The following is a 10,313-nucleotide window of genomic DNA, read 5'->3' on the forward strand; positions in this document are numbered from 1 at the left end:
CCGGATGCATCAGGCTTTCTCGGCAATGATTTCCAGCACCATCGGCGTGATCAGCAGCGCGTTCGGATCCGCTTCCAAACGGCGCATGTCGTCCTTGACCGCGGCCACCCACGACGCATCCACCAGGCCAAGATCCAGCAGGCGTTGCAGGTTGATGTCGATGAAACTGGCCGGCCATTGCCAGACCGGCTGGTGCGGCTGCGCACTGAAGCTGATCGGTCGGGTGTCCAGCACCCGGCAACCGGCCGCCGCCAGATGCGCGGGCAGGTAACGCGCCACATTCGGTTCGCCGCCGAAATCGCGCCAGCTGCGCATCACATGCGCGATGAATTCCTCGATGCGCGGGCTCGGCGGTACCGACTGGTAGGTTTCGTAATGCACGTATTCGTGGAAAATCAGTTTTCCGCCGGGCTTGAGCATGCCCGCCATTTTCTGGACCAGGAGTGCCGGGTCGCTGACGAAGATGGCCAGCCAGCGGCACCATACGGCATCGGCACCGGTCACCGGCAGTTCATCCTGCATCACATCGGCCATCACGAAGCCGACGTTCGCTACGCCGCGTGCACGGCAATGCTCGGCGGCGAAAGCGATGAAACGTTCCGAGCGCTCGATGCCGATGACTTCGCCCTGCGCGCCGACACGTTCAGCCAGATCAGCGCTGGCGAAGCCCGGGCCGCAGCCGATATCGACCACACGCATGCCGGGTGCGATGCCGGCCCGCTGCCAGCAGTCCCGCACGTGCTGTTTCCAGATGCCGTGCTGCAGCTGCAAGCGGCCGATTTCGGCATCGTGCGTACCGAGAACGTAATCCTGTTCCTTGCTGTTCATATCGTCATTCCTAAGGCGCGATCAGCAGACGCTTGATGCGTGCGCCGGCGCCGGATTTGATGCTGACCTGCTGTTTACGCAGCTTGAAATAGGCCGCGACCAACGCGATCAAGGCCTCATTGGCCTTGCCATCGACCGGTTGTGCCTTGATGCTGGCCAGCCAGACGCCGTCGTCGCCCGGCACGAAACGGTCTTCGCGGGCATTCGGTTTGACTTTGACTTGCAGGGAACTCGGCACGGACACGGGCGGCTCGCAGGATACGGACCGCTTTAGTTTACTCCAGCGTTTTCCAAGGCGTCGGCAAGTGCCGTGAAGCGGAAATCGAAGCCCTGGGCCTGCAGCGCCGCCGGCAGGACGCGCTGGCCGCCGAACAGCAATAGACTGCGCTCGCCGAGGACGGGCTTCAAGGCCCATTCCGGCGTCACCAGCAGGGCTTTGCGGTGCAGACTGTGGGCAAGCGCCGCGGTGAACTCGCGATTACTGACCGGCATCGGCGCGGTCAGATTGAAGGCGCCCCGGCAGTCCGGATGATCGAGCAGAAACAGCAGCGCATTCAGATAATCATGCCGGTGAATCCAGCTCATGATCTGCCGACCGTCACCGAGGCGGCTGCCCAGGCCGAGTTTGAATGGCAGCTGCATTTTTTTCAGCATGCCGCCATCGGCATGCAGGACCAGTCCGGTACGCAGCAGACAAACACGCACACCAAGTGCTTCCGCCGGCAGCGCGGCCTGTTCCCATTCGGTACACAGGCGCGCGCCGAAGTCGCCCGCGGCCGGCGCCTGTTCGGTGATATCGACAGATCCGGTATCCCCGTAAATCCCGATGGCCGAGCCGCTGAGAAACACCGCCGGCTTGCGCGTTGCATTTGCCATGGCCGATAGCAGTTGACCAGTAATACCGATTCGGCTGTTGCGCAATGATTGTTTGCGTGTGTCGGTCCAGGCCCGGTCGATGATCGGTTCGCCGGCAAGATTGATGACGGCATCGAACGCGCGGTCGGGAGTCCATGCCGACAGGCTATCCCAGGCTTCGGCCGCCTCGCCGAAAATCGCCTGCACCGATGTCGGACGCCGACTGAGAACGGTGACATCATCGCCGCGCAACAGAAGCCGATGCACCAGTGGCTTGCCGATGAAGCCGGTACCGCCGGTGACCAGAATGCGCATCAGCCTTTGACCCGGAGGCTGGAGCGGCCGCCATCGACACCGATGATCTGCCCGGTCATCCAGTTGGCTTCATTGGACAGCAGGAATGCCGCCAGTCCGGCCATGTCTTCGGCGCTGCCGAGCCGCGGAATCGGGTGTAGGGCAGCGATGCTTTGCGCCATGGCCTCGTTCTGCCAGAGGTTTTTCGACAGCGGCGTCTGCGTGAGTGACGGCGCGATGGCATTGACCCGCACCGCCGGTGCCAGCTCCGCAGCCAGACTCAGGGTCAGTCCGGAAACCGCCGCCTTGGCCATGCCGATGGAGGCGTGCATGCCGAAGCCTTGGCTGGCGGCAATCGAGCTGAACAGCACCACCGCACCACGGCCGGAGGCTTTCAATGCCGGCAAAGCGGCCTGTACCGCCAAGGCCGCTGACAGCGCATTCAATTCGTAATCGCGCAGGAAATCGGCACGGGTCAGCCGGGGCAGGGCTTTCAGGGTAATACTGCCGACGGCATAGACCAGACCGTCGAGACGGTCGCCGGCTTCGCTTGCGGCTTGGGCGATGAAGCCGTCGTCGAGAACATCACCGATGCTGTGACCTGCACCGAGTTCTGCGGCAAGGCCGGTAATCGCATCTGCATTGCGCCCGGCCAGATGCAGGCGATGACCACGTGCTGCCAAAAGGCGGGCCGTGGCCGAGCCGATGCCGCCGTTGGCGCCGAAGATGAGGATGCTTCCGGACATGGCCCATTCCTACCCAAAAAAAACCAGTATGCGAGCCCAGGTGTGATGGAAATGTGGTGCTCCGGCCATGAAAAAACCCGCCATCAGGCGGGTTTTCGTTTCAACAAGCCGAGGCTTATTTGATCTTGCCTTCCTTATACGGGACATGCTTGCGCACGACCGGATCGTATTTGGACATTTCCATTTTGTTCGGCGTGGTCTTCTTGTTTTTGTCGGTGGTGTAGAAGTGACCGGTGCCGGCAGTGGAGATCAGGCGGATTTTATCGCGTTTCGATGACATGGATAGTGCTCCTTAAATTTTTTCGCCACGGGCGCGCAGTTCGGCCAGCACGGAATCGATACCGCGCTTGTCGATGGTACGCAGGCCATGGGCCGAGACCTTGAGTTTGATCCAGCGGTCTTCGCTGGCGACCCAGAAACGGCGCTCGTGGATGTTGGCATGGAAATGCCGGCGGGTTTTGTTGTTGGCATGCGAGACGTTGTTACCGCTCTGCATGGCCTTGCCGGTTACTTGGCAAATACGACTCATGGCGTACCTCGTGGTTTTTAAGGATCACCCATAGCCCGGGTGAGATCGGCCTCGCGGTAAAACCGCACGCAATGAGGAGGTGCCCGTTGACGGCCGTGTGGATTGCGCACCACACCGCCAAGCCGAAGCTTCGGGCGAGCCGACTATTATGCCAAAGATTTCCTTATGGCGCAAATACTTAGCTGAATCCACAAGGAATACCGGGCTAAGCCCTTGATGCCCAAGGCCTAGTGCGTGGCCTTGTCGCGGTGCCAGCCGCGATGCTTGATGTCCAGATACAGGCTGTACAGGGCGGTGAAGGTCGGAAACAGGTTCTGAAGAACACCGACCGAGTCCTGCTTGGAGGAGAACAGGAAGTAGCTCAGGGTCATCAGGCTGCCAATCACGCTCATGTACCAGAATACCCGCGGAATTACCGGTTTGCCGGCGCGTTTGGAGGCGATGAATTGCACCAGCCAGCGTCCGCCGAACATCAGAGCACCGGTGTAGCCGATCAGTTTCCAGGGCGTGATGACCAGACCGGTCCAGGCCAGCCATTCAATTGGCAGGTTCATCATAGTTCGGTGGTTCCGGTGATTTTGCTGCGTTTGATCAGCCAGCTCACGCCACGCAGATCGGCAATGCCGACCCAGGCGCGGCCCAGGTTGTTGTATTTGGAGACGCCGGTGCTGCGTTCACGGTGGTTGACCGGCACGCTGACCGACTGCCAGCCGGCGCGCTTGACCAGCGCCGGCAGATAGCGGTGCATGTGGTCGAAGTAGGGCAGGTCGAGGAACAGTAAGCGTTCGAACAGTTTGATGCCGCAGCCGGTGTCCGGTGTTTCATCGCGCAGCAGACGGGAACGGATGGCATTGGCCGCTTTCGAAGCCCAGCGTTTCGAACCGGTGTCCTTGCGTTCGACCCGCCAGCCCGCAAACAATTTAACCGCCGGATCGGCGGCATCGCGGGCCGCCAGCAGCTTGGGAATATCGGCCGGGTCGTTCTGGCCATCGCCGTCCAGCGTGGCAATCCATTCGCCGCGCGCCTGCTTGACGCCGTTGCGGATGGCGGTGCTTTGGCCGCTCTGCCGGGTATGGCCGAACACGCGCAGCTCGGGCACGGTTGTCCGCAGCTGTTTCAGGATCTCGCGCGAATCATCCTTGGAGCAGTCGTCGACGTAAATGATTTCGAACGGCAGCAGGCCGCGCAGGGCGGCGGTGATTTCATGCACCAGCGGCGCGATGTTGTCCTGCTCGTTGAATACCGGAACGACCACGGAAACCTGCGGCAATGCGGCGTTGTCCAGCGTCATGGGTGGCCTCTGTCGGCTTGGGAACTACCGCTATTGTAGCGCGTCAGCGCCGCAGTTTTTCCAGAATGCCGTCGAGGGTATCGAGACCGTGGTAGTGGATGACCAGCTTGCCGCTGCCTTTGCGGCCGTGATTGAGTTGCACTTTTGCGCCGAGCAGATCGGCAATTTCGCGTTCGAGCGTCTCGATGTCGGCATTGCTGTGCGCCGGTGCGGCACCGGATTTCGCGGTCGGTTTGGTTTTTCCGGCCTGCTGCGCGCGCCGTTCCACTTCGCGCACCGACAGCTGTTCGGCGGCGGCAGTCTGCGCCAGCGCGATGGCCAGATCGGCCGGCAGGGTCAACAGGGCGCGGGCGTGGCCCATTTCCAGTTGCCCGGCTTCAACGAGTTTGCGGATCGCTTCCGGCAGTTCCAGCAGACGCAGCAGGTTCGATACCGCGGCGCGCGAGCGGCCGACCGCTTCCGCGGCCTGTTGGTGGGTCAGGTCGAATTCGTCGATCAACCTGTGCAGGGAGGTCGCTTCCTCCAACGGATTGAGATCTTCGCGTTGGATGTTTTCAATCAGTGCCATGGCGATGACGGCGCGGTCATCGACCTCGCGCACCACCACCGGCACATCACGCAGTTCGGCCAATTGCGCCGCGCGCCAACGGCGCTCTCCGGCGATGATTTCGAATTTGCCGCCGCCGATGTCGCGGACCACGATCGGCTGAATGACACCTTGGGCGCGGATGGAATCGGCCAGCTCGGCCAATTTCTCGGTTTTCATGTCCCGGCGCGGCTGGTATTTGCCGGGCTGCAATTTGGTGATCGGCAAGCGGGTCAAGCCTTCCTTGCTGAGATCAGCGGGCGCCGCGGCAGCCTTCAGATTGCCGCCGAGAAGCGCATCAAGGCCGCGTCCGAGTCCTGTTTTCTTGGCTGCCATTATGCGCTCTCCTGGTTCTTGGTTTTGTTGTTGCGTCGGATGACTTCGCCGGCCAGACCCATATAGGCCAGGGCGCCGCGCGAGCTGCGGTCATAACGCAGAATGCTCATGCCGTGACTGGGCGCTTCAGCCAGACGCACATTGCGCGGCACCAAGGTGCGGAACACAGTGTCGCCGAAGTGCTGGGTCAGCTCGTTGCTGACCGCATTGGCCAGATTGTTGCGGACGTCGTACATGGTGCGGATGATGCCGTCGATTTCCAAGGCCGGATTGAGCTTCTGCTTCAAAGCGTTGATGGTGTTGATCAGCGAGCTCAGTCCTTCCAGCGCGAAGTACTCGCACTGCATCGGCACGATGATGCCGTCAGCGGCGGCCAGCGCGTTCAGGGTCAGCAATGACAGCGAGGGCGGGCAGTCGATGATGATGAAGTCGTAATTGTCCCGGATGGGCTCCAAGGCCTGCTTCAGGCGGCTTTCGCGCGCCGGCATGTCCATCAGCTGGATTTCGGCAGCGGTCAGGTCGATGTTGCCGGGTATCAGGTCGAAGCCTTCTTCGCTGCGGCGCAGCACCTGTTCGATGGCGGATTCACCCAGCAGCAGTTCGGTGATGGCGTGTTCCAGTTCGCGTTTGTCGAAGCCGGCGGCCATGGTCGCGTTACCCTGGGGATCAAGATCGACCAGCAACACTTTTTTCGGCGTGGCGGCCAAGGCGGCAGCCAGATTCACGGCGGAGGTGGTCTTGCCAACCCCGCCTTTCTGATTGGCGATAGCGATGATGCGGCTCATTCAGCTTCCAGTAACCGGCGACTTCCAGCCCTCCATTATGCCCAATGCCGGCGGTCTTTGGCGTTGCATCGGTAAATTTTTATGGGCGTGCGGCGTGGCCGACCACCACCAGTTGGCGTTCGGCATCCAGGCCCGGCACGTGCAAGGGGTGAATGGCCCTGACCTGCCAGCAGGCATCCAACTCTGCGATTTCATCCGCGATACGGGGGCCTTTCATTGCCAACAGTATGCCGTCCGGTGCCAATAGATGGCCGCCGACGGCGAGTATGCCGGCGAGGCGATCCATGGCCCGGGCGGTGATGGCGGCATAACAACCCGCTTCGGCAACCGCCTCCGCCCGTGACTCGATGACACGGGCGTTGTCGAGACCGAGCTGGCGCACCGCCTCGCGCAGAAATCGCGCTTTTTTGCCGTTACTCTCGACGAGGCTGACGGAAGCCTCTGGCCGGATGATGGCCAGTGGAATGCCGGGCAGGCCCGGCCCGGTGCCGAGGTCGGCCAGCGATGCCTGGGTGAAATACGGGTGCATGGCCAGCGAATCCAGCAGATGCTTACCCAGCATGTCGTTGGGATCACGGATCGCGGTCAGGTTGTAGGTTTTGTTCCATCGCACCAGCAGATCAAGGTAGTCCAGCAGTTTGCCGGCGTGCTGCCGGTCGAGCGCAAGCGCATCCAGTCCTCGGCAGAGGTCGGCATACAGTTGATGGTTCTCGGGATTCATGCGTCCATTGTCGCAAATACGCCGTCACAGCGCATACACTAATGCAAACCACAGGAGGGCGGCGGATGGCCAATGTACTGTTAACCGGTGCCAGTGGCTTCGTCGGCGGTCACCTGCTGCGCGAACTGCTGGCCAACGGACACCACGTGCGCACCCTTTCGCGCAGCCCGTCTTCCGATGCGGTGCTGGTGGATGCCGGCGCCGAGCCGGTCCGCGGCAGTCTGCAGGACCAATGTGCGCTGAACGCGGCATGCCAGGGCGTCGAGGCGGTATTCCACTGCGCCGCCAACACCAGCCCCTGGTCACGGGATCGCGAGGTCCAGGATGAAACCAATATCACCGGCACCGAGCGCCTGTTGGCCGCCGCCGAAGCCAACTACGTCAGCTGTTTCGTGCACACCTCCAGCATCTCGGCCTATTCGCACCTGGTTGAAGAGACTCTGACCGAAACCCTGCCGCAGCGCGGCGGTGAAAGCTGGATCAACTACGAGCGCAGCAAGTTTCTCGGCGAGCAGGCGGTACGGCAGTCGGCATTGCCGTATCTGGTGTTCAATCCCTCGCACGTACTCGGCCCCGGTGACCGTAACAACTGGGCGCGGCTGGTCAAGATGGTGCACGACGGCACCCTGCCCGGCGTTCCACCGGGATCCGGTGCTTTCGCCGATGTCCGTGAAATCGCCAAAGCCCAGGTGCGTGCCTGGCAGAGCGGGCTGCGCAATGAATCCTTTCTGCTCGGCGGCAGCCACGCCAGTTTTCTGGAGTTCGTCCAGCTGGCTGCACAGTTATCCGGACGTCCGCCGGCCAAACGGGCGATGCCGCAGGCGGTGCTGCGCATCGTCGGGCAATTGAGTGAAATGAGCGCAGCGGTGACTGGCAAAATGCCGCAGATCACGCCGGCAGCCGTAGCCATGACCTGCCATCACCTGAAAGTCGATTCCGGCAAGGCGATTGCCCAGCTTGGCTACCGGGAAACCCCGTTGCCGCAGTTAATGGCGGATACGCTGGCCTGGATGCGCGCCGAAGGCATGGTTACGGCGTAGCGATCTTCAGCGCCGAGCCGATGTCCTCGATGGCATACGAGGGCATGAACAGATGCCCTTGCCCGGTCTTGACGCCGATCGCCATCAGACATTCGCGCTGCGCTTCGGTTTCGACACCCTCGGCGATGACGTTCAGTCCCAACGATAGCCCGAGGGCATGAATGGCGTGGATCAGCTGATAGGCTTAAAATACTCATACCGAACCCGGAGTTGCCCATGTCTTTCCCCCTGTCACGTCCACGCCGGATGCGCGCATCCGAGTTTTCCCGCCGCCTCATGCGCGAACATCGTCTGGATGTCAGCGATTTGATTCTGCCTGTATTCGTCCATGAGCTGGATCAGGTGACGTCGGTGGCTTCGATGCCGGGGGTCGAACGCCTTTCGATTGATGCACTGGTGCGCAAAGCCGAGCAGGCGATGACCGCCGGCATTCCGGCCATGGTGCTGTTTCCGGTCACCGCGCCGGACGCCAAGTCGCTGGATGCCAAGGCGGCCTATGAGGAAAACGGCTTGGCCCAGCGCGCCATCCGCGCCATCAAGTCGCGCTTTCCGGACATGGGTGTGATTACCGATGTCGCGCTTGATCCCTACACCAGCCATGGCCAGGATGGTCTGATCAATGAAGCCGGGTACGTGATGAATGACGAAACCGTGGAGGTGCTGGTGGCGCAGGCGCTTTCGCATGCGTTCGCCGGAGCCGACGTGGTCGCGCCGAGCGACATGATGGACGGCCGCATCGGCGCCATCCGCGAAGCACTGGAAGAAGAAAACTTCGTCAATACCCAGATTCTGGCCTATTCCGCCAAATACGCCTCGGCGTTTTACGGCCCGTTCCGCGATGCGGTCGGTTCGGCGGTGGCGCTCGGAAAGGGCAACAAATACTCCTACCAGATGGATCCGGCCAATAGCGATGAAGCCCTGCGCGAAGTCGCACTCGATATCGAGGAAGGCGCCGACATGATCATGGTCAAGCCGGGCATGCCCTATCTGGATGTGTTGCGTCGGGTTAAAGACCGTTTTGAAATGCCGACCTTCGTGTACCAGGTCTCCGGCGAGTACGCGATGATCAAGGCCGCCGCGCAGAATGGCTGGCTGGATGAGCGCGCCTGCGTGATGGAATCGCTGCTGGCGTTCAAGCGTGCCGGCGCCGATGGCATTTTGACTTATTATGCGCTCGATGCCGCCCGCTATTTGAAGGACTGAGCCGTGCCCTTGCGCCAGCCGCATGCACGCTTCGCGGTCATCGGCCAGCCGGTCGATCACTCGCTGTCGCCCTATATCCATAAACATTTTGCCAATCAGTGGTCGGTCGATCTCGATTACGACCGTTTGGAACTGTCACCGGAAGCGCTGACGCAGGGCTTGACGCGCTTTGCGGCCGAAGGCGGTGTCGGCGCGAACGTTACGCTGCCGCATAAACGGGCGGTGATGGACCTCTGCGGCGAACTGGCCCCGCGTGCGCGTCGCGCGCAGTCGGTCAATACCCTCAGTGTCATCGACGGCGTCTGGCATGGCGACAACACCGACGGTGTCGGCCTGGTGAATGATCTGTGCCTGCGCCGCAACATCGATCTGCGCGGCCGTCGTATGCTGCTGCTCGGCGCCGGTGGTGCCGCCTTCGGCGTCACGCCGGCACTGATGGATGCCGGTATCGGTGAACTGGTGGTGTGCAACCGTACGCCCGAGCGTGCTGATGATCTGGTGGACGCCCTGCAGGAACCGGAGCGTGCGCATACCCGCTATTGGCAGGATCTGCCCGAGCTGGGTCATTTCGATCTGATCATCAACGCCACTTCCGCCGGGCGCGGCACGCAGCCCTTGCAACTGCCGTTCCGTTTGGCCGGTACGCAGACGGTGGCGGTTGATCTGAGTTACGGTATGGCCGCCATCGATTTTCTGGCCTGGGCCAAAGCCGCCGGCTGCGGCGAGGCCTTCGATGGCTTGGGTATGTTGGTGGAACAGGCCGCGGAGAGCTTCCGGATCTGGCAGGGCGTGCGGCCGGATACCGAGGCCGTGTATGCCGAACTGCGCCGCCTGGCCGATGGCGAAGGTGCCGTCGAGTGACCCCGCAGGCCTTGCCGTTCGGCGTCTATATTCTTGCGCGTCCTGTCGATTGGGAAAATGCCCAACAGCTCGGCTACTGGCACACGGCATCACTCGAAAGCGAAGGCTTCATCCATGCCGCCAGCCATGAGCAGGTGCCGGGTGTTTTCGCGCGGCGCTTTAGCGATGTGCCGCAGGTGGTCCTGTTGAAACTGGACGAAGCGGCTTTGGTCGATTATCTGCGCTGGGATCCGCATCC

At 61.8% G+C, this 10,313-nt stretch carries 16 protein-coding genes; 4 read left to right on the forward strand and 12 right to left on the reverse strand.

The annotated features are described in order from the left end of the window. Positions 1-9: 9 nt before the first annotated feature. From ACIQ1A_RS09295 to rsmG, 11 genes are all read right to left on the reverse strand, one after another. On the reverse strand, positions 10-828 hold the full coding sequence (locus tag ACIQ1A_RS09295; protein ID WP_395770794.1) for a class I SAM-dependent methyltransferase: 819 nt from the start codon (positions 826-828) through the stop codon (positions 10-12). Between the two features lie 10 nt (positions 829-838). After that, a complete protein-coding gene (locus ACIQ1A_RS09300; RefSeq protein ID WP_395770795.1) occupies positions 839-1,072 on the reverse strand; it encodes a DUF167 domain-containing protein in 234 nt (77 codons plus the stop codon). 26 nt (positions 1,073-1,098) lie between these two features. Next, positions 1,099-1,998 (reverse strand): TIGR01777 family oxidoreductase, encoded by a 900-nt coding sequence (locus tag ACIQ1A_RS09305; RefSeq protein WP_395770796.1) that lies wholly within the window; start codon positions 1,996-1,998, stop codon positions 1,099-1,101. After that, entirely contained in the window at positions 1,998-2,723 is a 726-nt protein-coding gene (locus tag ACIQ1A_RS09310; protein ID WP_395770797.1) for an SDR family NAD(P)-dependent oxidoreductase, read from the reverse strand. Before ACIQ1A_RS09310 ends, ACIQ1A_RS09305 begins: the two co-directional genes overlap by 1 nt. Positions 2,724-2,838: 115 nt before the next feature. Next, positions 2,839-3,003: a 50S ribosomal protein L33 gene (rpmG, locus tag ACIQ1A_RS09315; RefSeq protein WP_395770798.1), complete on the reverse strand. Its 165-nt coding sequence runs from the start codon at positions 3,001-3,003 to the stop codon at positions 2,839-2,841. A 12-nt stretch (positions 3,004-3,015) separates the two neighbouring features. After that, on the reverse strand, positions 3,016-3,252 hold the full coding sequence (rpmB, locus tag ACIQ1A_RS09320) for a 50S ribosomal protein L28 (RefSeq protein WP_297802368.1): 237 nt from the start codon (positions 3,250-3,252) through the stop codon (positions 3,016-3,018). Between the two features lie 227 nt (positions 3,253-3,479). After that, positions 3,480-3,809, reverse strand: a complete 330-nt coding sequence (locus ACIQ1A_RS09325; RefSeq protein WP_395770799.1) for a lipid-A-disaccharide synthase N-terminal domain-containing protein — start codon at positions 3,807-3,809, stop codon at positions 3,480-3,482. Then, positions 3,806-4,543 (reverse strand): glycosyltransferase family 2 protein, encoded by a 738-nt coding sequence (locus ACIQ1A_RS09330; protein WP_395770800.1) that lies wholly within the window; start codon positions 4,541-4,543, stop codon positions 3,806-3,808. The genes ACIQ1A_RS09325 and ACIQ1A_RS09330 overlap by 4 nt, the downstream gene beginning before the upstream one ends. A gap of 43 nt (positions 4,544-4,586) precedes the next feature. Further along, complete coding sequence (locus ACIQ1A_RS09335) at positions 4,587-5,465, reverse strand: ParB/RepB/Spo0J family partition protein (RefSeq protein ID WP_395770801.1); 879 nt, start codon at positions 5,463-5,465, stop codon at positions 4,587-4,589. Next, on the reverse strand, positions 5,465-6,250 hold the full coding sequence (locus ACIQ1A_RS09340; RefSeq protein ID WP_395770802.1) for a ParA family protein: 786 nt from the start codon (positions 6,248-6,250) through the stop codon (positions 5,465-5,467). The genes ACIQ1A_RS09335 and ACIQ1A_RS09340 overlap by 1 nt, the downstream gene beginning before the upstream one ends. A gap of 79 nt (positions 6,251-6,329) precedes the next feature. Then, entirely contained in the window at positions 6,330-6,971 is a 642-nt protein-coding gene (gene rsmG / locus ACIQ1A_RS09345; protein ID WP_395770803.1) for a 16S rRNA (guanine(527)-N(7))-methyltransferase RsmG, read from the reverse strand. A gap of 65 nt (positions 6,972-7,036) precedes the next feature. On the opposite strand from rsmG, the gene ACIQ1A_RS09350 reads away from it, so the two are divergent. Continuing rightward, complete coding sequence (locus ACIQ1A_RS09350) at positions 7,037-8,011, forward strand: NAD-dependent epimerase/dehydratase family protein (RefSeq protein WP_395770804.1); 975 nt, start codon at positions 7,037-7,039, stop codon at positions 8,009-8,011. Here the strand turns inward: ACIQ1A_RS09350 and ACIQ1A_RS09355 are convergent. Then, positions 8,001-8,186: an EAL domain-containing protein gene (locus ACIQ1A_RS09355; protein WP_395770807.1), complete on the reverse strand. Its 186-nt coding sequence runs from the start codon at positions 8,184-8,186 to the stop codon at positions 8,001-8,003. The two genes, ACIQ1A_RS09350 and ACIQ1A_RS09355, sit on opposite strands and share 11 nt — an antisense overlap. 41 nt (positions 8,187-8,227) lie before the next feature. On the opposite strand from ACIQ1A_RS09355, the gene hemB reads away from it, so the two are divergent. The 3 genes from hemB to ACIQ1A_RS09370 form a co-directional block, all read left to right on the forward strand. Beyond that, on the forward strand, positions 8,228-9,214 hold the full coding sequence (hemB, locus tag ACIQ1A_RS09360) for a porphobilinogen synthase (protein ID WP_395770805.1): 987 nt from the start codon (positions 8,228-8,230) through the stop codon (positions 9,212-9,214). Between the two features lie 9 nt (positions 9,215-9,223). Then, entirely contained in the window at positions 9,224-10,075 is an 852-nt protein-coding gene (gene aroE / locus ACIQ1A_RS09365) for a shikimate dehydrogenase (RefSeq protein WP_395770808.1), read from the forward strand. Beyond that, a partial coding sequence (locus ACIQ1A_RS09370; protein ID WP_395770806.1) for a DUF952 domain-containing protein occupies positions 10,072-10,313 on the forward strand: 242 nt, incomplete at its 3' end. The genes aroE and ACIQ1A_RS09370, both read left to right, overlap by 4 nt.

This window comes from Arenimonas sp. (genome assembly GCF_044353605.1).
GTDB lineage: Bacteria > Pseudomonadota > Gammaproteobacteria > Xanthomonadales > Xanthomonadaceae > Arenimonas.